Source organism: Marinobacter shunpengi (assembly GCF_045449695.1).
GTDB lineage: Bacteria > Pseudomonadota > Gammaproteobacteria > Pseudomonadales > Oleiphilaceae > Marinobacter.
Window position 1 is genome coordinate 118,292 of sequence record NZ_JBJJKZ010000005.1, and the last position, 26,037, is coordinate 144,328.

24 protein-coding genes, 1 tRNA gene and 1 pseudogene are annotated in these 26,037 nt (G+C 57.1%); 11 read left to right on the forward strand and 15 right to left on the reverse strand.

Translation table 11 applies throughout. The features are described from left to right. Nucleotides 1-11: 11 nt before the first annotated feature. The 3 genes from lipA to ACJO2E_RS02245 form a co-directional block, all read right to left on the reverse strand. Nucleotides 12-1,046, reverse strand: coding sequence for a lipoyl synthase (gene lipA / locus ACJO2E_RS02235; protein ID WP_406961426.1), 1,035 nt, complete (start codon nucleotides 1,044-1,046; stop codon nucleotides 12-14). A gap of 103 nt (nucleotides 1,047-1,149) precedes the next feature. After that, entirely contained in the window at nucleotides 1,150-2,673 is a 1,524-nt protein-coding gene (gene glpD / locus ACJO2E_RS02240) for a glycerol-3-phosphate dehydrogenase (protein WP_406961428.1), read from the reverse strand. A 107-nt stretch (nucleotides 2,674-2,780) separates the two neighbouring features. Beyond that, nucleotides 2,781-3,539, reverse strand: coding sequence for a DeoR/GlpR family transcriptional regulator (locus ACJO2E_RS02245; protein ID WP_406961430.1), 759 nt, complete (start codon nucleotides 3,537-3,539; stop codon nucleotides 2,781-2,783). A 287-nt stretch (nucleotides 3,540-3,826) separates the two neighbouring features. On the opposite strand from ACJO2E_RS02245, the gene ACJO2E_RS02250 reads away from it, so the two are divergent. The 7 genes from ACJO2E_RS02250 to ACJO2E_RS02280 all read left to right on the forward strand — a co-directional run bounded on the left by ACJO2E_RS02250 (nucleotide 3,827) and on the right by ACJO2E_RS02280 (nucleotide 10,830). Further along, nucleotides 3,827-4,921, forward strand: a complete 1,095-nt coding sequence (locus tag ACJO2E_RS02250; protein WP_406961432.1) for an ABC transporter ATP-binding protein — start codon at nucleotides 3,827-3,829, stop codon at nucleotides 4,919-4,921. Then, nucleotides 4,914-6,011, forward strand: coding sequence for an ABC transporter ATP-binding protein (locus tag ACJO2E_RS02255; protein WP_406961434.1), 1,098 nt, complete (start codon nucleotides 4,914-4,916; stop codon nucleotides 6,009-6,011). Before ACJO2E_RS02250 ends, ACJO2E_RS02255 begins: the two co-directional genes overlap by 8 nt. After that, a complete protein-coding gene (locus ACJO2E_RS02260) occupies nucleotides 6,008-6,874 on the forward strand; it encodes a carbohydrate ABC transporter permease (RefSeq protein ID WP_406961436.1) in 867 nt (288 codons plus the stop codon). Before ACJO2E_RS02255 ends, ACJO2E_RS02260 begins: the two co-directional genes overlap by 4 nt. Nucleotides 6,875-6,883: 9 nt before the next feature. Beyond that, entirely contained in the window at nucleotides 6,884-7,693 is an 810-nt protein-coding gene (locus ACJO2E_RS02265; RefSeq protein ID WP_406961438.1) for a carbohydrate ABC transporter permease, read from the forward strand. 9 nt (nucleotides 7,694-7,702) lie between these two features. Continuing rightward, nucleotides 7,703-7,978: a DUF2160 domain-containing protein gene (locus ACJO2E_RS02270; protein WP_406961440.1), complete on the forward strand. Its 276-nt coding sequence runs from the start codon at nucleotides 7,703-7,705 to the stop codon at nucleotides 7,976-7,978. A 173-nt stretch (nucleotides 7,979-8,151) separates the two neighbouring features. After that, nucleotides 8,152-9,897 carry an ABC transporter substrate-binding protein gene (locus tag ACJO2E_RS02275; protein ID WP_406961442.1) on the forward strand — a complete coding sequence of 582 codons (1,746 nt, stop codon included), beginning with the start codon at nucleotides 8,152-8,154 and terminating at the stop codon, nucleotides 9,895-9,897. 177 nt (nucleotides 9,898-10,074) lie between these two features. Further along, nucleotides 10,075-10,830, forward strand: coding sequence for a transporter substrate-binding domain-containing protein (locus tag ACJO2E_RS02280; protein ID WP_406961444.1), 756 nt, complete (start codon nucleotides 10,075-10,077; stop codon nucleotides 10,828-10,830). 36 nt (nucleotides 10,831-10,866) lie between these two features. On the opposite strand, the gene ACJO2E_RS02285 is transcribed toward ACJO2E_RS02280, so the two are convergent. Next, nucleotides 10,867-12,141 carry an O-acetylhomoserine aminocarboxypropyltransferase/cysteine synthase family protein gene (locus ACJO2E_RS02285; protein ID WP_406961446.1) on the reverse strand — a complete coding sequence of 425 codons (1,275 nt, stop codon included), beginning with the start codon at nucleotides 12,139-12,141 and terminating at the stop codon, nucleotides 10,867-10,869. Between the two features lie 199 nt (nucleotides 12,142-12,340). Here ACJO2E_RS02285 and ACJO2E_RS02290 point away from each other — a divergent pair, with 199 nt between their 5' ends. Then, nucleotides 12,341-13,483, forward strand: coding sequence for a C4-dicarboxylate TRAP transporter substrate-binding protein (locus tag ACJO2E_RS02290; protein ID WP_406961448.1), 1,143 nt, complete (start codon nucleotides 12,341-12,343; stop codon nucleotides 13,481-13,483). Between the two features lie 42 nt (nucleotides 13,484-13,525). On the opposite strand, the gene ACJO2E_RS02295 is transcribed toward ACJO2E_RS02290, so the two are convergent. Continuing rightward, nucleotides 13,526-13,951: a PACE efflux transporter gene (locus ACJO2E_RS02295; protein ID WP_406961450.1), complete on the reverse strand. Its 426-nt coding sequence runs from the start codon at nucleotides 13,949-13,951 to the stop codon at nucleotides 13,526-13,528. 411 nt (nucleotides 13,952-14,362) lie between these two features. Between ACJO2E_RS02295 and ACJO2E_RS02300 the strand changes: the two are divergent. After that, nucleotides 14,363-14,467, forward strand: a pseudogene (locus tag ACJO2E_RS02300) (helix-turn-helix domain-containing protein); the annotation flags it as partial. Between the two features lie 307 nt (nucleotides 14,468-14,774). Here the strand turns inward: ACJO2E_RS02300 and ACJO2E_RS02305 are convergent. The 3 genes from ACJO2E_RS02305 to ACJO2E_RS02315 all read right to left on the reverse strand — a co-directional run bounded on the left by ACJO2E_RS02305 (nucleotide 14,775) and on the right by ACJO2E_RS02315 (nucleotide 17,237). After that, a complete protein-coding gene (locus ACJO2E_RS02305) occupies nucleotides 14,775-16,016 on the reverse strand; it encodes a DUF2855 family protein (RefSeq protein ID WP_406961452.1) in 1,242 nt (413 codons plus the stop codon). Between the two features lie 175 nt (nucleotides 16,017-16,191). After that, complete coding sequence (locus tag ACJO2E_RS02310; RefSeq protein ID WP_406961454.1) at nucleotides 16,192-16,824, reverse strand: flavin reductase family protein; 633 nt, start codon at nucleotides 16,822-16,824, stop codon at nucleotides 16,192-16,194. Between the two features lie 272 nt (nucleotides 16,825-17,096). After that, complete coding sequence (locus ACJO2E_RS02315; RefSeq protein WP_406961456.1) at nucleotides 17,097-17,237, reverse strand: DUF3096 domain-containing protein; 141 nt, start codon at nucleotides 17,235-17,237, stop codon at nucleotides 17,097-17,099. A gap of 219 nt (nucleotides 17,238-17,456) precedes the next feature. Here ACJO2E_RS02315 and ACJO2E_RS02320 point away from each other — a divergent pair, with 219 nt between their 5' ends. After that, on the forward strand, nucleotides 17,457-17,846 hold the full coding sequence (locus tag ACJO2E_RS02320) for a DUF4112 domain-containing protein (RefSeq protein ID WP_406961458.1): 390 nt from the start codon (nucleotides 17,457-17,459) through the stop codon (nucleotides 17,844-17,846). A 46-nt stretch (nucleotides 17,847-17,892) separates the two neighbouring features. On the opposite strand, the gene ACJO2E_RS02325 is transcribed toward ACJO2E_RS02320, so the two are convergent. The 6 genes from ACJO2E_RS02325 to ACJO2E_RS02350 form a co-directional block, all read right to left on the reverse strand. Next, nucleotides 17,893-18,411, reverse strand: a complete 519-nt coding sequence (locus tag ACJO2E_RS02325; RefSeq protein WP_406961460.1) for a DUF4124 domain-containing protein — start codon at nucleotides 18,409-18,411, stop codon at nucleotides 17,893-17,895. Nucleotides 18,412-18,818: 407 nt separating this feature from the next. Next, nucleotides 18,819-19,925, reverse strand: coding sequence for a GmrSD restriction endonuclease domain-containing protein (locus ACJO2E_RS02330; protein WP_406961462.1), 1,107 nt, complete (start codon nucleotides 19,923-19,925; stop codon nucleotides 18,819-18,821). Between the two features lie 2 nt (nucleotides 19,926-19,927). Then, nucleotides 19,928-20,569, reverse strand: a complete 642-nt coding sequence (locus tag ACJO2E_RS02335) for a hypothetical protein (RefSeq protein WP_406961464.1) — start codon at nucleotides 20,567-20,569, stop codon at nucleotides 19,928-19,930. A gap of 574 nt (nucleotides 20,570-21,143) precedes the next feature. After that, nucleotides 21,144-21,767, reverse strand: coding sequence for a hypothetical protein (locus tag ACJO2E_RS02340; protein WP_406961466.1), 624 nt, complete (start codon nucleotides 21,765-21,767; stop codon nucleotides 21,144-21,146). Beyond that, the gene (locus ACJO2E_RS02345) at nucleotides 21,764-22,852 is read right to left on the reverse strand and encodes a hypothetical protein (protein ID WP_406961468.1); all 1,089 of its coding nucleotides are present in this window, start codon (nucleotides 22,850-22,852) and stop codon (nucleotides 21,764-21,766) included. Before ACJO2E_RS02345 ends, ACJO2E_RS02340 begins: the two co-directional genes overlap by 4 nt. Before the next feature lie 365 nt (nucleotides 22,853-23,217). Then, a tRNA-Met gene (locus ACJO2E_RS02350) sits at nucleotides 23,218-23,319 on the reverse strand. 109 nt (nucleotides 23,320-23,428) lie between these two features. Between ACJO2E_RS02350 and ACJO2E_RS02355 the strand changes: the two genes are divergently transcribed. Next, nucleotides 23,429-23,689, forward strand: a complete 261-nt coding sequence (locus ACJO2E_RS02355; RefSeq protein WP_406961470.1) for a hypothetical protein — start codon at nucleotides 23,429-23,431, stop codon at nucleotides 23,687-23,689. 223 nt (nucleotides 23,690-23,912) lie between these two features. On the opposite strand, the gene ACJO2E_RS02360 is transcribed toward ACJO2E_RS02355, so the two are convergent. Then, nucleotides 23,913-26,000, reverse strand: a complete 2,088-nt coding sequence (locus tag ACJO2E_RS02360) for a hypothetical protein (RefSeq protein ID WP_406961472.1) — start codon at nucleotides 25,998-26,000, stop codon at nucleotides 23,913-23,915. Between the last annotated feature and the right edge of the window lie 37 nt (nucleotides 26,001-26,037).

Consider the following 26,037-nt stretch of genomic DNA (forward strand, 5'->3'; position numbering starts at 1 on the left):
AGTCAGGGAACTCAGTCTACCTGGCGGACCGGGATGGCGCTGGTGTCCCGGGGCACCGCCGGAACCGCCAGGCCCAGGTTGTTCTTCTCGAACACCCGGTCGGCCCGGTAGCTGGAACGCACCATGGGGCCGGAGGGGACTTCCATGAAGCCCTTTTCCAGGCCGATGTCCCGGTAGTGGTTGAACTCCTCCGGGGTGACATACCGTTCCACTGGCAGGTGGTTCGGTGTCGGGCGCAGGTACTGACCCAGGGTGAGGATGTCCACGCCGATGGCGCGCAGGTCATCCATGGTTTGCAGGATCTCCTCCTCGGTCTCGCCCAGGCCGAGCATCAGGCTGGTCTTGGTGAGCACGTCGGGGCGATGCTGCTTGGCGTGCTCCAGCACGCTCAGGGTCTTCTCATAGCCGGCCCGGGGATCTCGCACCCGGCGGGTCAGGCGGCGTACGGTTTCCACGTTCTGGGCGAAGACATCCAGTCCGGAATCCACCACCCGCTCCACGTGGGGCATGACGGCATCGAAATCCGGGGTCAGGGCCTCTACCGCCACTTCCGGCGTGCGCGCCTTGATGGCAGCCACGCAGGCGGCATAGTGGGCGGCGCCGCCGTCGTCCAGGTCGTCCCGGTCCACCGAGGTCAGCACGATATAGCGCAGGCCCATGAGTTCCACCGACTTGGCGGTGTTCTCCGGCTCCTCGTGATCGAGCCATCCCTTTGGGTTGCCGGTATCTACCGCACAGAACTTGCAGGCCCGGGTGCAGACGGAACCCATCACCATGATGGTGGCGGTGCCGTTGTTCCAGCACTCGCCGATATTGGGACAGTGGGATTCCTCGCAGACCGTGCTGAGGCGATGCTCATTGACGTTGCGCTTGACCGCCTCATAGCGTTCGCCGCCCGGCATGCGCGCACGTAACCATTTCGGTTTACGTTGCACGGGGGTATCCGAGTTGGCGGATTTCTTGACGCCGTCCTTGATGGCTGAGAATCCGTGTTCGTTACGGAACTTGGAGCCGCTGGTAATGCGGGGCTTGGCGCTGTCGCTCATGGCAAGCGGAGTCTCTGTGGGATGGGTGTATATGACAAGGTTAAGGGCACCAATCCATGGATACAAGCAAGATAGGGGAAATCCCGGTTGCCACTTTGGTCGATCACCCGGAGGTGCAGCGCTGTTGTGCCGCCAGTTCCTCGAGGCTTTCCAGCCAGCGATCAAGCCTGTCGATATCCAGGGCCGAGGCATACAGCCCCTGCTTGGTCCGCCGCCACAGAATATCCTCGGCGGTCACCGCCCATTCGTGGCGTACCAGGTACTGGACTTCCCGCTCATAGAGTGTGCCCAGGAAGTGGTGCCCCAGGTCCCGCAGGCTTTCGCTGGCCCCCAGCAGGCGGTAGCTGTCGGTGCCATAGCATCGGACCAGGCGCGAGGCGAGCTTGTCCGGTAGCCATGGGTAACGGGCTGTCAGGTCGTCCCGGAGCTGCGGTTGGGTTTCGAAATCGCCGCCGGGCAGAACAGCGGTGCGTGTCCAGCGCCCCGAGGCCTGGGGGAAGTACAGGCACAGTTTATCGGTGGCGGCCTCGCTTAGCTTGCGGAAGGTGGTGAGCTTGCCGCCGAATACCGACAGCAGGGGCGTTTTCCCCCGGGGGGCGTCCACCTCGAAGGAGTAGTCCCGGGAGGCCTTCTGGGCGCTTTCCTCCTCGTCGTCCATCAGGGGGCGCACGCCGGAATAGGACCAGACTACATCCTTTGACGTGAGCTGGTGCCGGAAGTAGTGGTTAACGATATCGAGCAGGTAGCGGGTTTCCTCATCGGATATGGCGGCCTCCGAGGGGTTGCCCTCATAGTCCACGTCGGTGGTGCCCACCAGCGAGAAATCGTCCTCGTAGGGAATAACGAAGACAATACGCTGGTCCTCGTTCTGCAGGATATAGGCCTCGGAGTCCCGATTCAGGCGGGGCACCACGATATGGCTGCCCTTCACCATACGGATCATGCGCGGTGCCTGCTGTCCCAGGGTGGAGTCGAACAGGCTGCTGACCCAGGGGCCGGCGGCGTTCACCAGGGCCTTGCTGCTCACCACCCGGGAATCCCCGGTGCGGGTGTCCTGCAGGGTGACCTGCCAGGATTCCGGCCTCCGCTCGGCCCGGACACAACGGGTGCGGGTGAGCACCGTGGCACCCAGTTCCTCCGCCTTGCGGGCGGTGAGCACCACCAGCCGGGCATCGTCCACCCAGCCGTCGGAATACTCGAAACCGCGGGTGATCTCCGGTTTCAGGGGATCAGCCGGGGTGAAGGTGACCGAACGGGAGGCGGGCAGGCGCTCGCGCTTGGCCAGGTGATCGTAAAGGAACAGTCCGGCGCGGATCATCCAGGCCGGGCGCAGGTGGGGCTGATGGGGCAGCCGGAAGCGCAGGGGCCACATGATATGGGGCGCGTTGGCGAGCAGCGATTCCCGTTCCGCCAGGGCCTGCCGGACCAGGCGGAACTCGTAGTGCTCCAGGTAGCGCAGCCCGCCATGGATCAACTTGCTGCTGCGGCTCGAGGTGGCGGACGCCAGGTCATTCATCTCGCACAGCAGCACTTTCAGTCCCCGGCCCGCCGCATCCATGGCGATTCCGGTGCCGTTGACGCCACCTCCCACCACCACGACGTCATAGTTCCCTGTTTTGCCGGTCATCTCTGTGTCCCCGCTGACTGGTCCGTCTCAACGTTTAACAGTATGGGAAAGGCGCCGGTATTCGTAAAGGAAAAACAGGGAAAACAAACGAAAATTTCAGCAAACTGTCATACCACGTGCAGTGCAACCTGGTGCTCCTGCAGCAAATGACGGATTTCCTCCGGCGGGGACCGGTCGGTAAAGACGTGGTTGGCCTGGGTAATGGTGCCCAGCCGCACCATGGCGTTGCGTCCGAACTTGGTGTGGTCCGCGGCCAGGAGTACCTGGCTGGCGTTGCCGATTATGGCCTGGGCCACCCGAACCTCCCGGTAGTCGAAGTCCAGCAGCGAGCCGTCGTCGTGAATGCCGCTGATGCCGATAATACCGAAGTCCATGCGGAACTGGTTGATGAAGTCCCGGGTGGCCTCGCCCACGATGCCGCCATCCCGGTTACGCACCTCGCCGCCGGCGATAATGATGGTGAAATCCTCCCGGGCGGACAGGATCGATGCCACATGCAGGTTGTTGGTCACCACCTTCAGGTTGTTGCGGACCAGGAGGGCACGGGCAATGGTCTCGGTGGTGGTGCCGATATTGATAAACAGCGAGGCGTTGTCCGGGATCATCTCCACCAGGGCGGCAGCAATACGTTCCTTGGCCTCCAGCTCCATGATCTTGCGGGCCTGGTAGGCGGTGTTGACGGTGCTGGAGTCGATACCGGCGCCACCGTGGTGACGGCGTACCCGGTTCTGGCCGGCCAGCTCGTTGAGATCCCGACGGATGGTCTGGGGGGTGACCTGGAAGTGATCCACCAGTTGTTCCGTGGTCACGAACCCCTGTTGGCGAATCAGTTCCAGGATCTGGTCCTGCCGCTGATGCTGTGGCATGTGGTCTCCGGATGTTCGTCATCGAAAAGTCATGAAAGCGTCGGGAGTATAGCCCAATAAGGGCATGATGACGTTAATTCAGTGTGTTAACCGTGAGGGGCAGCGCGGCATTGCCCGTACTGTCTGTTATTCGCCGAGGATGCGCTGATTGTTTGCGAACATACGAACCCTGTACTAGAAACAATAGGATCGTTCACCGAAAACCGGACTCACCCCGGTGGTGAGCATGACGAAAAGGAAAGCAGGCGGAACACTCCAACCTGCATAAGAACAAGTAAGGAAACCGGATGTCGCTGCAACTGGAGAATATCTCCCGTGCCGTGGACGGCGTGGATTATATCCGTGATGCGAACCTGACCTTCGAGGCGGGCTCGTTCAACGTTCTGCTGGGGCGCACCCTGGCGGGCAAGACCTCTCTCATGCGCCTGATGGCCGGGCTGGACCGGCCCGATGCCGGGCGCCTGCTCTATAACAGCAAGGATGTGACAGGGCAGAGCGTGCAGAAACGCAATGTCTCGATGATCTACCAGCAGTTCATCAACTATCCGAACCTGACGGTGCATGAGAATATCGCCTCGCCGCTGCGTCTGGCCCGCATGGACCGTAGCGAGATCGACCGCCGTGTGCGGGAGACCGCCGCCATGCTGCGCATCGACAACCTGCTGGAGCGCTACCCACTGGAACTGTCCGGCGGCCAGCAGCAGCGTACCGCCATGGCCCGGGCGCTGGTCAAGGACGCCACCCTGATCCTGTTCGACGAGCCGCTGGTGAACCTGGACTACAAACTGCGTGAGGAGCTGCGGTCCGAGCTTCGACACCTGTTCCGGGAGCGCCAGTGCATTGCCGTCTACGCCACCACGGAGGCCAACGAGGCCCTGGCCCTGGGCGGCACCACCACGTTGCTCCATGAAGGGCGGGTGATCCAGACCGGGCCGGTGGCGGATGTCTACCGGCGACCGGTAAATACCCTGGCGGCGGAGCTGTTCAGTGAGCCACCCATGAACCTGATGCCCGGTCGGGTCAGCAACCGCAATGTCAGCTTTGATGACATCAGCAGCCATAGCCTGACCCGGGAGCTGGAAGGCCTGCCGGAGGGGGATTACCTGTTCGGCGTGCGCCCCAGCCACGTCGGGCTGGCACCGGCCAGTGACGATGACCTGAAGATCGACATGGAAGTGGAGCTGGGGGAAATCAGCGGCTCGGAAACCTTCCTGCATGTCCGCAACCGGGAACTGGAGATGGTGATTCAGGAACTGGGCGTTCACGCCTACCATCCGGGAGATAACGTGCAGGTCTATCTGCCCATGAACCGGCTGTTCGTGTTTGACCAGCAACATGCGCTGGTCCACACGCCAACGGATACGGGAGGTCTGAATGGCTGAGATCTCCCTGACTGCCATGGCCCACAGCTATAGCCGGGCCCCGTCCGGGCCGGACGACTATGCCATCCGGCACCTGGACCATGTCTGGCAGAAGGGCGGCGCCTACGCCCTGCTTGGCCCGTCCGGCTGTGGCAAGAGCACCATGCTCAACATTATCTCCGGGCTGCTGGCGCCCTCCGAGGGGGAAGTGCTGTTTGATGGCAAGCGGGTCAATGACCTTTCGCCCCGGGACCGCAACATCGCCCAGGTGTTCCAGTTCCCGGTGGTGTACGACTCTATGACGGTGTTCGACAACCTGGCGTTTCCCCTGCGTAACAGCAAGGTGCCGAAAGCCCGGATCCGTGAACGGGTGGAAGAGATCGCCGGCGTGCTGGAGCTGGAAAACCTGCTCGGTCGCAAGGCCCGCAACCTGACCGCCGACGAGAAGCAGAAGGTCTCCATGGGCCGGGGGCTGGTGCGGGAGGATGTGTCCGCGATCCTGTTCGATGAACCGCTGACGGTGATCGACCCCCAGCTCAAATGGAAACTGCGCCGCAAGCTCAAACAGATCCATGAGCAATTCGATATCACCATGATCTATGTCACCCATGACCAGTTGGAGGCCTCCACCTTCGCGGACAAGATCGCGGTGATGTACGAGGGGCGAATCGTGCAGTTCGGCACGCCCACGGAGCTGTTCGAGAACCCCAACCACACCTTTGTCGGTTTCTTCATTGGCAGCCCGGGCATGAACCTGATGCCGGTCGGTCGCTCCGGTGACGGCGTCCGGTTCGGGCAGACGGACATCCCACTGTCGGCGGACCTGTGTGATCGGCTGAAGGGGCTGGACACCGACAACCTCAAGCTGGGCATCCGGCCGGAGTTCGTGGAACTGGCGGAACCGGGGCAGGGTGCTCATGCCGCCGTGGTGGAGGACGTGGAGGACCTGGGTACCTATCAGATCCTCAGCGCCCGACTGGAGGAGCAGACCCTGAAAGTGCGACTGCCTGAAGACACCCGGGTGGAACGGGGTCAGACCGTCCACCTGCATTTTCCGACCCGGTGGCTGAAACTCTACGCCGACGAGTACCTGGTGGAGGAGGCGTCATGAGCAAGATACCGGATAATCGTGCCTGGTGGCTGGTGCTGCCGGTATTCCTGCTGGTGGCGTTTTCCGCCCTGGTGCCGCTGATGACGGTGGTGAACTACTCGGTGCAGGATATCTTCGGCCCCGGCAATGCCTACTATGTGGGCACGGAATGGTTCCGGGATGTGCTGCGGGATGAGTATCTGCGGGAATCGCTGTATCGGCAGATAGGCTTCTCGGCGGCGGTGCTGGCCATCGAGATTCCCCTGGGCATCGGGATCGCCCTGATGATGCCCAAGGGTGGCATCCGCGCCTCCCTGTGCCTGATCCTGCTGGCGATTCCCCTGCTGATCCCCTGGAACGTGGTGGGTACCATCTGGCAGATCTTCGCCCGGGGTGATATCGGTCTGTTCGGCTGGGGGCTCAATGAGCTGGGGTTCAACTACAACTACACCGGCGACCCGGTGGATGCCTGGCTGACGGTGCTACTAATGGATGTATGGCACTGGACGCCCCTGGTGGCTCTGCTGTGCTACTCCGGTCTGCGGGCCATTCCGGAAGCCTTCTACCAGGCGGCGGAGATTGACCGGGCGTCTCGCTGGGCGGTGTTCCGGTACATCCAGCTACCGCGCCTGCGCAATGTGCTGGTGATTGCGGTGCTGCTGCGGTTCATGGACAGCTTCATGATCTACACCGAGCCCTTCGTGCTCACCGGTGGTGGGCCGGGCAGTTCCACCACCTTCCTGAGCCAGACCCTGACCACCATGGCGGTGGGGCAGTTTGACCTGGGGCGGGCCGCCGCCTTCTCGCTGGTGTACTTCCTGATCGTGCTGCTGGTGTCGTGGCTGTTCTTCACCGCCATCACCCACATGGACAAGGACCGGTAGGAGGCCGTCATGAAGCAGAGAGTTCGCTCAAAAGGGGTTGGCATCACGGTTTTTATCGTGCTGCTGATGACTCCCATTTACTGGTTGCTGAACATGTCGTTCAAGACCAACCAGGAAATCCTCAGCGGCCTGACCCTGTGGCCCCATAACTTCACCCTGGATAACTACCGGGTGATCTTCACCGACCCGAGCTGGTACTCGGGCTATATCAACTCCATGATCTACGTGGTCATGAACATGGGGATCACCCTGGTGGTGGCGCTGCCGGCGGCCTACGCCTTCAGTCGCTACCGTTTCCTGGGGGACAAGCACCTGTTCTTCTGGCTGCTGAGCAACCGCATGGCACCGCCGGCGGTGTTCCTGCTGCCGTTCTTCCAGCTTTATTCGTCCATCGGCCTGTTCGATACCCATATCGCGGTGGCCCTGGCCCACTGCCTGTTCAACGTGCCCCTGGCGGTGTGGATCCTGGAGGGGTTCATGTCCGGGGTGCCCCGGGAGTACGACGAGATGGCGTACATCGACGGTTACTCCTTCCCCCGGTTCTTCGTGAAGATCTTCATGCCCATGATCCGCTCGGGTATTGGTGTCACCGCCTTCTTCATTTTCATGTTCTCCTGGGTGGAACTGTTGCTGGCACGCACGCTCACCTCCGTGGACGCCCAGCCCATCGCCGCCATCATGACGCGAACGATCGGCGCCAGCGGCATCGACTGGGGTGTGCTGGCGGCCGCCGGGGTGCTCACCATCCTGCCCGGCGTGCTGGTGGTCTGGTTCGTGCGCAACCATGTGGCCCGGGGCTTTGCCCTGGGGCGTGTGTAAGGGGGGCTTATGCTGGACTGGATGAACTGGACCCAACCCGTTGCCATTTTCTTCGCTGTTATCGCCGGCATCCTGGTGGTGATGTCGGTGTTCGAGATCGTTTCCCCCTGCGTCGAGCGCAAGGGTTTCCTGCCCATCGCCACCACCCGTGGCGACCGCCTGTTTATCGGGCTGTTGTCCGCCGCCTATATCCACCTGGTGTTCCTGGGGGTCAGTGAGGTGTCCCTGTGGATTGCCCTGGCGGTGTCGGTGGTGTGGGGGCTGGTGCTGTTGCGGTGGGGGTGAAACGGCCATGGATCAACCGGTTTCAGGGAGGATGAACGAATAGACAGGAACGCAGACGAACAGGTCCCCGTGACCAGTCAGATCGACAGGACGATATATCGTCGTCACTGCCAACAATAACCATCCGGCCCGATTCCCAGGGGGTCGGAGCAAAGGAAGAGACGAGGTTGGATATGTTGAACAACAAGAAAGATCCGCGACTGCTGCTCCTTGGTGCCGCACTGATGGCGTTAGGAGCAGGCTTCACCGGGTCGGTCAGCGCCGACCAGTATGAAGATGCCGCCCGCAAGTGGGCGAAGGAGTTCTCCACCTCCACCCTGAGCGAAGAACAGCGGCTGGAAGAGCTGATGTGGTTCGCCAGGGCGGCGGAGGATTTCCGGGGTATGGATATCAATGTGGTGTCGGAGACCATCGCCACCCACGAATACGAGGCCAGCCGGTTGGCACAGGCATTCCGGGAGATCACCGGCATCAACCTGACCCATAACCTGATCCAGGAAGGGGACGTCATCGAGAAATTGCAGACCCAGATGCAGTCGGGCCGCAATATCTACGATGCCTACGTTAACGACTCCGACCTGATTGGTACCCACTGGCGCTACGGCAAGGTGGTGCCCATTTCCGACATGATGGAGAACGAGGCAAAGGACTACACCCTGCCAACCCTGGACCTGGACGATTTTATCGGCCTGGATTTCACTACCGCGCCGGATGGCAAACTGTACCAGTTGCCCGATCAGCAGTTCGCCAACCTGTACTGGTTCCGGGCGGACTGGTTCGAGCGGGAGGACCTGAAGGAACAGTTCAAGGACATCTACGGCTATGAGCTGGGCGTGCCGGTGAACTGGTCCGCCTATGAGGACATCGCCGAGTTCTTCACCGTACACGTCAAGGAGATTGACGGCGAACGGGTCTACGGCCACATGGATTACGGCAAGAAGGATCCCTCCCTTGGCTGGCGCTTTACCGATGCCTGGTTCTCCATGGCCGGTGCCGGCGACAAGGGGTTGCCCAACGGCCTGCCGGTGGACGAGTGGGGTATCCGGGTGGAAGACTGTCATCCGGTGGGTTCCAGCGTGACCCGGGGTGGCGCGGTGAATGGTCCGGCGGCGGTCTACGCCACCACCAAGTACCTGGACTGGATGGAGAAGTACGCCCCGCCGGAGGCTCCGGGCATGACCTTCTCCGAGGCAGGGCCGGTGCCGGCACAGGGAAACATCGCCCAGCAGATCTTCTGGTACACCGCCTTTACCGCCAGCATGATCGAAGAAGGCCTGCCGGTGGTGAACGAGGACGGTACCCCGAAATGGCGCATGGCGCCGTCGCCCCACGGTCCCTACTGGGAAGAGGGCATGAAGCTGGGTTATCAGGACGTGGGTTCCTGGACCTTCTTTGACTCCACCCCCGAGGAGCGTCGCCTGGCGGCCTGGCTGTACGCGCAGTTCACCGTGGCCAAGACGGTGTCCCTGGAGAAGACCCTCAAGGGCCTGACCCCGATCCGCGAGTCTGATATCAACTCCCAGGCCATGACCGATGCGGCCCCCAGGCTGGGCGGTCTGGTGGAGTTCTATCGCAGTCCGGCCCGGGTCCAGTGGAGCCCCACCGGCACCAACGTACCGGACTATCCGAAGCTGGCCCAGCTCTGGTGGCAGTATATCTCCCAGGCCGCCAGTGGCGAGGCGACTCCCCAGGAAGCCCTGGACGGCCTGGCGGAAGCCCAGGACAACATCATGATGCGCCTGGAGCGGGCCAAGGTCATGGAGACCTGCGGGCCACGGCTGAACGAGGAAAGGGAGGCCGAGTACTGGCTGGACCAGAACGGCGCACCCAAGCCCAAGCTGGAGAATGAGAAACCCCAGGGCGAAACTGTGCCTTATGATGAGCTGGTCAAGAGCTGGCAGGAAGCAAGGGAGAGTTGATCGGAAAGCTGCTCAGACTGTTAAACCATTGAGGGGCGCATTGTGCGCCCCTTTTTTATGATGGCCAATGGACTTGCCAGGATTTCCGTGGTGCAATGCCGACCATTGCGGTTGGTGCTGACAGGCGTCAGGTTGACCGACCCCCATGGATGTTGTCTGTCTCGACGCCGGAGAGTTATGAAGTCCAGCCTGGTAGGCCTGTTATTGTTGCTGTCGGCATGCCTTGTATCCACGCCTGTGTTGGCGGCGGAATTCCGTGTGGCGGTGAGCGAGAATGCGTCGGATATCATCCGCGTGGAGAACGGTGAGTTGGCGGGAATTGCGGCGCCGATCTATCAGTGCGTGTTCGGTGGCACAGGGTTTGATTTCTCGTTTGTGCAGTTACCGCTGGTCCGTAGCCTGTTCCACCTGGAGAACGGCGAAATCGCGGTGGCCATGCCGCTGGCAAGTTCACCGGATCGTGACCGGTACGGCGTCTTTCCCGGTAACCTCATCGATATCAGGTACCTGCTCCTGTCCTTCCGGGAATTACCGCCAATGGAGGAGGCCGGTGACCTGCTCTATGTGTTGCCCAGGGGGCATCTTGGGGCGCGCTTTGTGGAAAGTGTCCGGACAAGAAGGATTGAGGTGAGCTCCTGGCAGCAGGTGTTCACCATGCTCAAATTGGGCCGGGCGGACTTCACTATCGTGCCCCAGGTAATACTGCCGGACATCCTCCGGGAGGTGGATGAGCCCTTATATACCCAGCCTGCGGGCTCCGTTCCCTCCTCCCTCTATGTGTCCCGGGCTTTCCTGGACACCGGGCTTGAACAGCGACTTGCCGAGAGTATCGACACCTGCCGCGTGCGGTTCGAGGATGAGATACGGCAGAAACAGCGTATGTCCGGGTATCCGGAGGAGGCGTTGCAGTCGCAGGATGACCCGGAGGGATAGGTCGGGAGGAGGCCGCTGGCCCCTCCCGGTTGCTGACTAGCCGGCGGCCTGCAGAGCCTGGTCGATATCGGCAATGATATCGTCCACATGCTCGATGCCGATGGACAGCCGCACCAGGTCCTCGCTCACCCCCGCACTGCGCAGTTCATCCGCATTGAGTTGCCGATGGGTGGTGGTGGCCGGATGGCAGGCCAGGGACTTGGCGTCGCCAATGTTCACCAGCCGGTAGATCAGTTGCAGCGCGTCGATAAACTTCGCCCCCGCGTCGCGACCCCCCTGGATACCAAAGCTCAGGATGCCCGAAGCCTTGCCACCACAGATTTTGTCGCAGGTGGCCTTATACGGGCTGCCGGGCAGGGCAGCGTAGTTGACCCACTCCACCTTGGGGTGATCCTGCAGGTACTGGGCAACCTTCTCGGCATTCTCGCAGTGCCGCTCCATGCGCAGGGCCAGGGTTTCCAGGCCCTGCATGATCAGGAACGAATTGAACGGCGACAGGGCACTGCCGGTGTTGCGCAGGGGCACCACCCGGCAGCGGCCGATAAACGCCGCCTCGCCCAGGGCTTCCGTGTAGACCACGCCATGGTAGGAGGGATCCGGCTCATTGAGCATGGGGAACTTGTCGGCGCTGGCCTTCCAGTCGAACTTGCCGGAATCCACCACCACGCCGGCCACGGTGGTGCCATGGCCGCCAATGTACTTGGTCAGGGAATGCACCACGATATCCGCACCATGCTCGAACGGGCGGCACAGGAAGGGGGTGGCCACGGTGTTGTCCACGATCAGCGGAATGCCGTGTTTGTGGGCGATCTCGGCCCATTTCTGGATGTCCACCACGTTGCCCGCCGGGTTACCGATGGACTCGCAGAACAGGGCGCGGGTCTGGTCGTCGATGGCCTTTTCGATGGCGTCATAATCATCGTGGGCCACCATACGGCAGTTGATACCCTGGTTGGGCAGGGAATGGGCAAACAGGTTGTAGGTGCCGCCGTAAAGCTGGGCGGTACTGACAATGTTGTTGCCAACGGTGCAGATGGTCTGCAGGGCGTAGGTGATGGCCGCCATGCCGGAAGCCACCGCCAGCGCGCCCACACCGCCTTCGAGCTGCGCCATGCGTTCCTCCAGCACCCCGTTGGTGGGGTTCATGATGCGGGTGTAGATGTTGCCCTGCACCTTCAGGTCAAACAGGTCCGCGCCGTGCTGGGTGTCGTCAAAGGTATAGGATGTGGTCTGGTAGATGGGGGTCGTCGCGGCGTGGGTCGTGGGGTCGCCGCTGAAGCCTGCGTGCAGTGCCAGGGTTTCTGGTTTCATGTTGGTTGACTCCTTTATTGGTTTTTTTGGTGTCTGGGCATTAGCCGGATGGTGGAAGAGTATGGCACAGAAATAGTGCTCCATGAGACGACGATGGGCGCCATTGCATCGTAGAACCGGTTGTCTTGCTCACGTATAGTGACCAATGAATTCGGGATTGTCCGATTCAAACAAAAACAATGTCAGGAGTACCCCCAAAATGAAAAACACGTCCATTGGCGTGGGACTGGCCGTTCTGGGTCTGGTCTCACCGTTGTCCGCCCAGGCCACTGATCTCAGGTTCGCCTCGGGTTATCCCCAGGGCAGTATCACCAGCGATGCCCTCGGTGTCTTTGAAAGCCGTCTGGATGAGTTGTCCGGTGGTGAACTCGGTGCCCGGGTGTTCGAGCTGTCGCTACTGAACCTGCGGGAGACACCCTCAGGCATCCGCGATGGCATGGCCGACATGGGTGTGGTGCTGACGCCCTATTTCCCTGGCAATTTCGCCCACACCAATATGGTGGCGGAAGTGTCCATGTCCATCGAGCTGACGGAGGGCGGTTCCGACCAGGCCGGGCTCGTCTACACCGGCGCCATGTCCGAGTTCATCTTCCTGAACTGCGAGGAATGCCGTGACGAGTTCGCGGCCCAGAACCAGCTGTTCCTTGGCAGTGCCGCCACGCCTCCCTATTCCCTGCTGTGCCGGGAGAAGGTGGACAGCCTGGAGGCCCTTGAAGGCAAGAACCTGCGTACTTCGGGCGCACAGTGGGCCCGGTGGGCGGAATCAGTGGGTGCCAACCCCATCACCATGTCGGTCAATGAAATCTACGAAGGCCTGAGCCAGGGTGTGGTGGACTGTTCTGTCCAGTCCACCTCGGAGTTGTCGGTGTTCAACCTGTTCGAAGTGGTGGACGACATTACCGTGAACTACCCCAGCGGCGTATTCAGCGGGGTCGGCTCGGCCAACATCAACCTGGATACCTGGCGCTCGCTCTCCGAGGCCCAGCGCAAGGCCCTGCTGGAGGCCACGGCCATATTGTCGGCCGAGTTCAGTTGGGGCTATGAGCAGGGTGCTGTCGACAACGAGGAAACCGCCCGGGAGCAGGGCATTGGCATCACCCAGGCGACAGACGCCATGAACGCGGATAACCGCGAGTTCATCAAGACCGACCTGAAAACCATTGCCCAGGGCTATTCCGAGCGCTACGGCATCGAAAACGCCGAAGCCCGGATTGAGACCTTCCGTGAGTTGCTCAGCAAATGGCGTGGGCTGATCGACGATGTCCAGACCAGTGAGGAACTGGCGGACATCTACTGGAAGGAAGTGTTCTCCAAGGTTGATGCCGGCCAGTACGGTCTTTAAAGCGCTGATGGGGCCATCCGATAAAGGATGGCCCCATCAGCGTCAGCCGGTGGCCGGCTCCCGGTCCGGGAAGATCGTGTCGTAGGCCCAGGTAAAGACAAAGGCATAGACCAGGTAGAAGAGCACGAAGGCGACATCAACGATCAGTGCCTCCAGCAGGCCAATATCCATCCACCAGGCGATGATGGGCAGGAAGGCCAGCATCAGCCCCAGCTCGAAACTGATGGCATGGAGGAAGCGCATGCCCAGGGACTTATGGGTGGACCCCGTCCATCGCTTCAGTCCGTGGTCGAACATCAGGTTGAACAGATAGTTCCAGACGGTCGCCATGGTGGCGCCAATCACGCCCAGTACACCAGTCTTACCGGTATCAAAGCCGAAGGCCGCAGCGGCCAGGGGTACGGATAGCAGCAGGCCGATCACCTCGAAGGAAACGGCCTGGCGGATTCTGTCTCTGGTGGTTCTCATGGTTGGGAAAAATCAGAAAACGGGTCGTCCCGCGTTCAGGTCCCGGTATGGGTGGGGTCGTCCCCAATGACTGCATAGTTTGTCCAAGTATACTGAGCAGGCTACCTGTCATCCATCAGAAGGAACCACGATATCGGCCAGGGGGTTATCCCTGTCATTCCTGGTCCCGATCGGACCTTGAGACATAGCCGGAGGCCGGCATGAGAGGCTCGTGGAGCCGAAAATGTTTCAAAGAACTTGGATCCTGTTGAGGGTGGGGCTAAGGTTTGAAGCAAATGGCAAAAGCCCATCAATCGCCTTTAACGTGGGGGATAGAACAGCTTGCAGAAAAAACCGGTTGTACATCTTCCCCGAAAACGTCCGCGACAGGACCGGGCCAGGTTCACGGTTCAGGTTATCTATGATGGCTTTGTGAGGATCTGGTGCAGGCAGGGGCCCCAGGCGGTCACCACACGGGCGATTGCAGAGGAAACGGGCTTTGCGGTAGGCACCATTTACGAGTACTTCCCAAACACTACGGCGCTACTGTCGGGGTATGTCCGGCACTGTATAGAGTGGGATATTGAACGGCTCAGGACCAGGGATCAGCAGCAGCGCGATGCAGCCTGGACGGAGCGATTGTTTGACGTTGTGAGGGTAACGGCGGGGGCTGACCCGGAAGCCCCTTACCTGGATCGCGCCATGCTTCTGCAGGAAGGGCAGATAGCCCTGGAGACACATCACCGCCGGGCCTTCGAAAGGCTGTCGGATACCTGGATTGAGATTGTGTCTGGCTGGCCTGACCTGGCCAGCCCGCCCGCCCCTGAAGTCATTCGAACCCTGTTCACCATGGTATGGGGGGCCCGACGCTATCGCCTGCTGGCCCAGGTGGAAGCCCGGGAGCTCGGCGACTGGCTGGACTCAACGTATGACATGTGCCTGAGCCTGATCGGAGCCCCCACCGATCAGGGCAGGACCACGAATGACCCTCATCGGGCCCCACCCTGTTGTGGCATAAACGCCCGATAACCTGCGCGGCCTCTTCCAGACCGTCGCTGAAGCACAGGCTCACCCAGGGGGCGTCCGGATTGCTCAGGGCCTGGATGAACTCCGCCTGCCTGGCGTCCATGGCCGTCAGTACGGCACGTCCACCCAGCTCCCTGACCCGCTTGCGGTAGTGAGGTGCGGCGAAGAAGAAACGGGTCTTGTGATTGGTGTCGTCAATACTTTCATAATTGAATTCCAGGTTGGATGACGATCCTGCATAACAATCGTGCACCAGGTTGCTGCCAAAGTGCTGGTGAATATGCTCTCTCAAGTGACTGTCGCCCGAGAAATCGATGTAAAGAGTGGGGCTGTCGGCATCGATCGACGACAGTTCATCATAGGTAGCGACTGACGGGTAGCAATCCAGTCTTTCGACAAAGGCCCGGTTTCTGTCCGAGGTCAGTCCGATGATCCGGGCATCGGTATTCCCCTGGATGCAGAACGCCGAGCCGAACGCCGTTTTGCTGGAGGCGCTGGAAATGACGATCTGGCGGGCGCCGAAAAAGCCGTTGTCCATCAGGTAATCTGAAAGCATGTACGAGGTGAGGAACAGCGGGCGCAGCAGAATCCGGTAATCGCTTTCCGGAGCGCTGGTATCGGTGCCACCACAGTTGGTGTAGTAGTTGTACGCTGCCGGCAGACCCTGGCGATGGTCTGATACCTCGACAAAGCCCCGCGGGGTGACCTTGTCGATGACGAGCTTCAGGTGCGTGGCCATCGGATAGTATCCAAAGTACCGGTCTCCCACCCGGACGCCATCGGTTGTCGAGGCGATGACGCGGCCAATACCCCATACGGGCATGTGCCCCCAGTCATCCTGGCCGGTGGGGAAGAACTTCCAGTACTCCATGGCATCCCCGAAAGCCGCATAGGTAATGTTGTTCGTTGTCAGGCCAAAGCGCTCAAGTCTGATGATGGCTTCACCCTCGCTTAACTCCGCCTCCATTTGACCGTCCTCGATTCGGCTCTCATGCAGTTGCTCCTTGTGGGTGAGCAACCGCTGAAAGGTCATGGTTTCTGATTGGGTTTGGGAAGTCATGGTCGCAAGCTCTCTTAAACAATGGGCGAGAAGCTATGTTAGCAACGGGCGCCGGCGGGATGGTTCAGGTTTGCAGGTCCTTGAATGGCGAGGCCGGGCGCCCGATTCCTCGGGCACAGGGAGGGGCGTGTTCAGGTTTGGTCAAGGCGCGATGGTGGCTTTTCCGGGTATCTGCTCAAGACTGGGGTGGCTTGGGGCGGTGCATCTGGAACTTCTGGGCGGCACCCACGGTAAAGTAGTCCGCCGGCCCGCCACCGCGAAGCACCGGCTCCGCTGCGGCGGTATCATAGATGCCATCGCGGATCAGGTGCCGGGCGATATGCACGCCAACCACTTCGCCGAATACCATCCAGGTGTCCGCCTTCCGCCCATCGGCACCGGCAAGCTGGAGTACCTGGGACGTACGGCACTCCAGCGCCACCGGACTCTCCGCCACATGGGGCACGGAAATCACCCGGGAGGGCTTGGGTGTCAGGCCGCCCAGGGTGAACTCATCCACCTCCGGCCCCACCTGGGCACAGGTTTCGTTCATGGCCTCACTGAGGGAGCGGGTGACCAGATTCCAGCAGAACTCGCCAGTGGCCTCGGCATTCCGCACCGAATCCTTATAGCCGATACTGGAAAAGCCAACAATGGGCGGGTGATAGTTGAAGGCATTGAAGAAACTGTAGGGGGCGAGGTTCAGCACGCCGTTACCGTCCCGGGACGAGATCCACCCGATGGGACGTGGCGCCACCAGGGCATTGAAGGGATCATGGGCCAGGCCGTGCCCGTTGGCCGGTTCGTAGAAATGGATATCCTCATTCATAAAGCGCACCTGAATGTGACTGGAAATTCTGTAAGTATTCGATAGGCAGGCCAATTCCGATCAACCAGCCATATACTCCCTCTCCCCAACGAGGGACCAGCGAAGCGCAGAACAGCCGCAGGCTGGCCCGAAGGGTGAGGGCCAAAGGCCCGAATAATGGGTCGGGGAGAGGGGGAGCGCCCGCCGGGCGCCTGAGAGCATAATAGGAGACTTAGCCCTTACTCCTTAGATCAGCAACAGAATGGCGGCCTGATCGGGCAAAAAACAACCGCTCAGACATGACCGAGCAACCCAAGCACACCAAAGATAATCAGGTACCCCGCCACGATGTAGTTCAGCAGGCGAGGGAAGATCAGGATACCAATGCCGGCGGCGAGACTGATCAGGGGCGCGAGTTCCAGGTGAAGTGTCATAGTGGTTGAGTCCTGTTGTAGTGGCCCGGGGCCTGCTCGTCATCTACCAATGCAGGCCAGGCTGGAGTTACGGAGAATCCGAAAAGCTCCGCTATAGCCTAGCAAAACAATCGACTATGGACAGTCGGGCTGGAAACAGTCGTTCCTTCCTGGCCATAATCCAGAAATGGACCATGATATCCGGGCACCATCGGACAAGGCAGGCCATCTAGGAGAACCATGACCTCACAAGACGACAGCCAGATCACTAACAAGCAGCGCGAGGCTGCCCTGAGGCGGCTGGAGCGTTTCAGCACGGTCATGGACAGCGCCGTCCGTATCCCGTTTACCCGTATCGACGTTGGGGTAGAGGCCGTGATCGGGCTGATCCCGGTGATAGGCGACGCCGCCGGTCTCGTGCTCTCCAGCTATGTCCTCACGGAAGCCCACCGCATGGGCGCCAGCCGAAGGGTGAAGGCCCATATGATCAAGAACATCGCGATCGACGCGGTGGTCGGTAGCGTTCCGCTGCTGGGGGATGCGTTTGATGTGTTCTACAAGGCCAATATCCGTAATACCCGGTTGCTCAGGGAGGAGTTGGAGCGGCATGCTGGCGGAGGCCGGACCTGAAGAGGGCCCGATCAGACCTTTCCCTCACCGGTCGAGCGATTGCCGTCTAGTAATCAGATTCCCTGGGACGAGGAACGACCGGGCACACATCAAAGGCCTCGGCCTTTGTGCTGCCGTTTGCGTTTTTATAGGGCGCGAAACAGTCGTGGGATCTTTGATAGCGTTCCATGGCCTGCTCATACCGGGCCTCCCGCTCGGCCGGCGTGGCGTTTTCCGGCAGAGGGGGTAGGGGTGGCAGCTTAAGCTTACCGGTGGTGTTTGAGGTTAGCCGTTCTTCCTGGGATTCCGTAGGCTCCGCCTCGCGGCTTCTGTTGCCCTCAGCGGTGCTCTCAGCGGCTTCATGGATACTGTCTGCTATCGCTTCCGCTGCTTCCCTGTCGGCCTGGCTCGGGGCCGTGCCAGAGAGTTCCACGGAGTCAGCCTTGTCCCTCAGATGGGCCGGGACTTCATCGCTGAAGTGGACGTTTCCATCCTCGTCGGTCCACTGATAGATCTGTGCGGTTGCCTGAGAGGTGATGAGAAGGGCGGTAACAGCCAAAGCTCCACAGGGTATCCAGACATTCATGGCATCATCCTTGATTGCTTCTGAAGGGTTAACGATGTTGCTGCCGGGGCCGATAGATCGCGGCCCGCAGGTACGACTATTTTTAGCGCATGTTGGGATTGGTTACAAATCGAGAGGTGGGATCGCTCTGGTCAAACCGACTTCATCGGTTCAACTTCGGCCAGCCAGGTATTAAAAAGCCCGACTCTTGCGAGCCGGGCTTTTCGAATACTGGTAGCAAGGGGCGGAGTCGAACCGCCGACCCAAGCATTATGAGAGCCATGTATACCGGTCGATTTCGATCAATAAGCCTCCAAAACAGAGCGTTAACACCTCTCCAAGTAACAAAGACGGACTATAAAAGACTGTCTGGTGGCCAAGTGGTCAAGCGTTCGACGACGACGCGATTTACTCGTTTTATTACTAGTTTATTGATCAATTTCTGTTATGCAGTCATCGATGATATTGGAGATGAAGTCGCCTCTATATATTCTGGCGCCTCTTGCATTAACTGCTTCTTTTGCGAATCCGAAATATTTCACTTGATCAGATGGTATTGATTCTATCTCGATATTTGCAAAATACTTTCTATTATTATTCTCTATCTCAAGTAGAAATCTCTGCAGTCTTTCAATATCAATCTGCTCTAATTCATATTTTGAAAATTCAACCAATAATGTAAAGGCGTTTGATTTTGTGAGCCAGTAGCTGGTTTTATCGAGCTCAAGGGAGCTATATATTCTTATGGCTCTTGTTATAGCGTTTGTTATCTGCTCTTGTGGCTCAAAGCTACTGTTGTATTTTTCTATGTAATCCGTAACTTTGCTGTTCCTTATAAAGTACTCTGATTCAATTAGTGTGGAAACAAGTGTCATGACGAACTGCAGGTCGTTCATTCTTTTGACGTCGTAATCAGAGAAAATCTCGCTTTCGCTAAAGAATTGTAAGATGAAATTTCTTTCTCTGCTGTTAATGGTTGTGTCGGTGTCTTCAATGCTAGGTTGATAATCAGCATCCACCAACTGTTTGCAGTACATTATAAACTCGCTATCTCCATATTGCGCGTTTATTTTTTCAATGGCGTTTAGTGAGTACTCTGTGTTGTTTATTCTCTTAAAGATGTCTTTTATTATTTCAATATCCATATTTTTGAGGTCTCTCACGGATATAAAATAATTTAGAAACATCTTCTTTTCGTCAGTGTTTAGTGAGGAAAATGCCTTTATTTTGTTCTGGTTTTTGAAGTCACCTTGGGATTTTATGTAATCCACGATCGTTGAGAGACGCTGCTGTCCATCTACAACAACTTCACATGATTTTATTGTTGTGACATCCATCTCCGAGCTTGCGATGTAGACCTCGGGGAAAGGATAGTTTTTCAATATTGTTTCTATGAAATGAAATTTATGCTGCTTTTTCCAGACAAGTTTTCTTTGAAAATCAGGTGAAAGTATTAAGGACTTGGACTCAATTTTGTTATATATTTCTATTATCTTGACGTTTGTTGAAGGTATGCTTTCGAGTAAATCTTTCATGTTTATGCCATTAAGTTTAGAGATAGGTTGAAAATATTGTTTCTATGATATTTCTCGAAGAAATACCAGGATTTGTATATACCTATATTTACTTCTCGTCTATATTTTCTCTCTAGTTCTCTTTTGGTTTTCTCAATTTCAGGGGAGATCTCATAACCATCTGGGAGTAGTTTTGGAACTATCCATCCTTTTAATACATACTTTGCTATCTGATTTCGGTCTCTAGGATCAATTGCAGATTGTAGGTAACAGTCGGTATGGTCGTATAGGCTTACTAATTGATCATCAAAAAGCCGTCCTGATACTATGGCTACATCTAAATCTGATTTTGGTTTGCTATTATCTTCATTAAAGTCATGGTCGAATTTTTTGAAGAGGTAAAGGCTTGATCCAGGACGATCTGGTTTAATGCTGAACCCCAATTTACCTGAGCCCACAAGTACAATATCTCTAATGTGTACGTTCAAGCTTTTTGCAATATCTCGCTTGAAGTGGAATTCTTCATTTATGTCGAAGTGAGCTCTAAAGAAATAACTTTCCCCGTCAATTAAATGTCTTTGAACAACTTCATCTTCTGGTTTGGTCTTGCAGTCTTCGATGAAGTGGTCAAAATAATTTGCCCGATTCTCTGTGTTTGCTGCCATATATTTGTATAGTTGTTTATTTATTTATATTTAGTTCTGCGCCTTTATTGGAGCCATATTTTAATTGCTGCATTTGTGATTGCTATCCCTCGGCGTGACTGTTTAACTTTGATTTCACTTCATCATATTCAGGACTGGTTTGTCCTACCTCTGGCGCTATTTCCCCGCTGACTAGCCAAAGGCTGTACTCGGGGAACAGTTTTACCACAGCTTCAATTTCTTCTGCGCCGAGCCTACTGTGCTCACTTTTGATGTTCTGCCAACGATACCGCTTGATGCCGGTCCTTTCCTCAAACCAGACGGTCGTTCTCTGACGGTTAAAAAGACTAATCAAACGTTCTCGAATCATAGGTAAATTCAAATACTCATTCATTATGAATGAGTAAATATGATCTTTTGTGCCCGTTTATAGACGTTTTTGACCAATGACCATGATAAACGACCAACTAGCAGAACGCATCAAAGACCTGAATTGGCTGAAACTGCAGGAGATTCGCCTTAATCCAGTTGATCTTGCGGTCTAGGTTCCTTGAATCTCTGGCGAAGCGATCAAATGCGCCTGGAATGGGCGGAGTTAACCTGCGGGCGTCACCGTCTTAACATTCTGCACACCGATCTCGGTCATCACTTCAAGGACCTTCGGCATCTCGGCCACGCTTTCACCGGACAGCTGGATAGTCACGGTTTCCGGTTCTCCAAAATTATCCCTGATGACCGCCGCAGCGCGCTGGGTCTCGGAAAAATCGACCTCTACGTCATCAATCAGGAAGGTAAACCCCTCCACCTGTCGTATTTCAAGGAAATTGGCCTGTGCCTGGCCTGGGTCACTTGCGGGAACGAAATCGATCTCGTAGAAGGAGGCCATATCCTGGCAGTTCCACGGTGCGCTGGTGACATCTTCGATCCCTTCCTTGATATAGGGGTAGACGTCAGCGTAATTGCCAATGGTAGTCCGGCCCGCGATTACCGTTTTGACCTCGTCCGTCTCCAGGTCTTCTTCAAGGTTCTCGTAGATGGCCTTCTCGACGTCCGAAAGCCACATGCCCTCATACTCATTTCTCAAGTACGTAGGGTCGAAGGCATCGCATAGGGTATCCGCATCGGTCGTCAGCTGATCTTCTGAGCCACATGCGGAGAGCATCGTGAAGGAAAACGCCAGACAGAGAGTAAACGGTGTTCTGTAAGTTCCTCTCTTCATGACTGATCGCCTGAGATCTCACGATTAAAGTCGATGAAGGACCTGACGATCTTCTCAAAACTATCTTTCAGCGATTCGGGATTGCTCCTGACTTCACGGACGATGGTCATGGCCTCTGTTGAACTGACCGTTACGCCGGAATCCCGAAACATTTCCAGGAACTGCGTGGCGACACCCGCCGCCGCTCCTGGGTTGGACCAGTCTATTTTCTGGATCTCATCGACAAGGGGCTTATGCTTGCTTTTGACGGCTTCGAGGTAGCCCTCGGGAAGGTTGATGGCTGATTTGATAAAGCCAGTACAGAGTATGGTAAATATCGCACTCCAGGCGGTAAATGGCCTGGGAGATACCGTTGCCTTGCCGGCAAGGGCTCCCGCGAGCTGACCCCTGGTTTTTTCGTCACTGGCGACACGATCCAGGGTATTGGCCACTAGCCTTTCACTATCAACTTGCAGCTGCGAAGTAACGAATTGTTCAAGCTTCTCATGCAAAGTCGGCGCGAGTTCTTTGATGCGTTCTCGTTCACTAAGAATCGTTTCCGCCAGTTCCTTCGATGAGCTCATTTTCGATCTGGCCTGCGCACTGGAAACCAGAACGTCTGAACCAACCACCATGATCAACGCCGGTATGCTGGCCGCCGAGATGACTCCCATTATGAAGTACATCTCGTACTTCACTATTGTCTTAATCAGTGACGTTTTTTTCGAAACCTGATAAGCCAACTCTCCGTTGGTTATGTCATAGGCAAAACTATTGAGGTCCTGGATGAAAAAATTGTAGTTATCTGCTCTGCCAGGGGACACTCTGAGGAAGATTACTGAATCGCAGGAAATCTCGTAGATAACACGTTTATCCCCATGCCATGCATGTACTTGTCCGGCTTTCAGGGTGAATTCAGGCAGTTTCCAGCCAAGTTGGTTCGTTGGCCTCATGACCTGTTCATTGTGATCGTCGAAGGGGCGATACTTGTTGATATCTGCCGTAATGTTTCTTGGGAGGGTAGGGCTGATAGCGTGTTGGTTGCAGGCTCTGACCAAAGCCCAGCTTCCGTCTGGCTGCCGTTGCAGCTCGTGAATCCTTTCCATGTGAGCCTCCTAGCCCAGTCTTTTCCCTTAGGGAAGTGCGACAGTGATAGAGCGGGGCAGATGTCCTGACGACTGCTCCATAACACCACAGGTCGTCAGCTTACCAATCATCCGCAAGGTGCGCCACTGGCAAGCAGGGAGGCGGGATAGACCGCAAAGAGTAGTGAAAGCGGGGTTAGTCTTGCTGTCGACATGTCCGTCCGGGCTTTTCGGTGCCGGTAGCAAGGGGCGCAGCATTCAGGCCTGGCGGCCTTCACCTTTTGGGCCGTCGTCGCGTTGCTCCGGTCGACCCGCCTGCCTCGGTTCCACTCCATCTATCGGGCATTAAAAAAGCCCGACTCTTGCGAGCCGGGCTTTTCGAATACTGGTAGCAAGGGGCGGAGTCGAACCGCCGACCCCAGCATTATGAGTGCTGCCAGCCCTTATAAGCAACTGTTTTTATTAGACCAAAGCCGGACGCCCTCGCCCACATATCCCTATAGCTGCGCATTGATGCTCATCGTGTGTCCGCAAAATGCCCACAGTGATCTCCCGAGGCGTGTATGATCTTCGACCACGCGCCGACCAAGGATACCCATGATCATCACCGCCGTCATGCTCCAAGAAATGGAACAAGCCATCGCTCCGGATGCTGAGGCCCAGGTCCGAATTTATCCGGCCGGCTGCGATATTCGAGTGTCATGGAACGGAGGCCTGAGCGAGCTCAACAAGAACATCGCCTTTCAACAAATCGGTGACGTGAACAATATCAGCAACGAGAGGATGCAGGCAGCATGGCAGCGGCTGATCCGGCACTTCCAGGATGTGAAAAACCGATCGCCAAATTCCCCGGAGTAACCCCACGAAACAGGATCGCAGGATTTGAACTTGTGAGGCGGGTGTTTCAGGGGGTGTCTGCGTAGAAAATTCAGCCAGTTACGACATTTTTACCCCCTGAATTACGCTCGCTCACACGAGTTTTGTGCTGGATTTTGTGCTAGCGACATCAATTCCCGCCACCTCCAAGCCCCATCTCCTTGAGCGCGGGCGGATGATGTACTCGCGTAGTTTTACTGGCATATTAAGGGAGCACCTGCCGATCAGGCGGGTTATCCCAAGTTCGCCCCGGATCAGTAACGGGGCCATCAGATACATAGTTAACTGACAGGCCAGCCAGAACTACATTCCCAGTATATGTGTCGTTGCCTGACGTGCCGACCCTGGAAAACTGAACGATAAGGCACTCGCTGTCATTGGACACGGGTGCGTTAATCGTCATACTTACTTTCTGTATGCTGTCCACGGCAGAAATGTCTACTGTCATTAGGCCAGAGCTGATCAGCCCGCCTCCAAAGCCCTGCGCTTCAGGCTTCACCATAACGGCAGATTCAAGTACGGCGTCCTGCCCGGCGGTTCCGCCATCCGCATAAATTAGCGCATCAATGGAGACGATATCGCCTTCTGACCATTTTCTCAGCAGCGGGGAAGGTATGGCTATTTTACCGTCCTGAGCATCGGCAAATGAAATGCCCGCCCCTGCGCTACCGCCAACGATTGCTGGTGACGGCGTTCCGGTGACGACAACGGATGAAATAGGATTGACGGATAAGCTATCCGACATTGCATATCGGAACGTCTCGTAGCGCGACCCGTCATTCCTGTCGAACACGAAATAATCAATTATCGCGTTTCCATCAAGCACTACATCAGAGGGCTCAGAGTTGATGTAGCCGATTGAGTTTCGTGAGTTCACATTCCCCTTAACTGTGCCGTTAAGGTAGCCGACATGGTTTTTCCTCGACGGCCTTGGCTGAGTCCCTAAGTCCCCATCAAACAACAGGCCGTACCCAGATCCTCCGGACTGAACGCCGACATCCACTTTCGCGAAATAGCCGCCATCGTGGTCACCGATGCGCACACCATAACCATTAGCGCCGCCAATACAATTCAAATATTCTGCGTAAGTTCTGGTTGTCCCGATGCTTCCGGTTTCATCCCTGATATCGAGGCCAATACTGTTAATGCAAGCCTCGTTTGATCCCGCCTGATAAGCGTAATATTCGATATGGTTATTGGCAGCAAGGGCATTGTTTCCATCTGTGATTCGAAAGCCGGCCACTGTGCATCGCTCAGCCCAAAAGTAAAAATAACAATCTCTGATGGAGCGAGCCCTTACACCATAATTTAGCGTATTTTCCCCTTTTACGGTGAGCCCATCGATACCCGCTCCATGAATTGTTTCTCCATCCGTTTCCGCCTCGAATAAAATAAGCGTGCCAACAAAGTTACCTATTAAAGCTGTTGTTGGGTTAGAAGGCTGAGAAGCTGTCGTGTCAACTGACCCAAAACCATCACCGGTTAAAATAGATCCATTTTTTACAATTACACCAGAGCTGAATACATAATCGTTCCCCGAGAACCTTAATCTTCCACCTAGCCCTCTGATGTACATATAGTCAAGGGCAGCCTGAGTGCCCACACTTGCATCGCCCCCTTCGGCTGCACCGAACCAGTCAGCACATATGCCCCCGGACGGAGTGATGCCGTCATAAATACGCTGGGCATAGTTGCCATTATTCAGGACGACGTTAATGCCTTCTTCTGGATCACTGGGCGGGGTGCCAGTCTTAACCACAAACGTCCCAGACCGCCCGCCTTCCTCAAGGCTGAACTGATACCCAGAGGAAACGTCATAGGTTTTCATTTCAGTGCGAGATGGAACTCGATGAACGGAGCCGTTCACCATTAACGCACCCCCGGGCTGGAAGAGTTCCTGCCTCAGATTGGCGTCACCAACCGAGACAAACGCCCCGCCTTCGGGCATGCCGGCACCGGTAGTGGTGTACGGCAATTCAGTGTTAGCCGCAGCGCGCCAGAACTCGCCAGACTCCCGGATGATCTGGTTATAGGCGGCCACTTCAATGCCCGCGGCGTAATCGCCCAGAAGCTCGTAACCGCTGCTGACCAGAAATTGGTCAAAATCTGACTGCCTTTGCGCCTGATCGCTATCAAAATCCGCCTCCATCCCCGCCCAGCTCTTGCGCTTTTTCCCGAGGCGGTCGGTGTACGCCGGTTCCTCACCCTGCACCAGGTTGTCCGCGACAGTGGCGGTGTCGTAAAGATCACGCGGGTCTGCAGAGCCCAGGGGATTGCCAGTGTTGTACTTCATGCTTTTACTCCAGGCACAAGGAATCGCACGGCAGCCG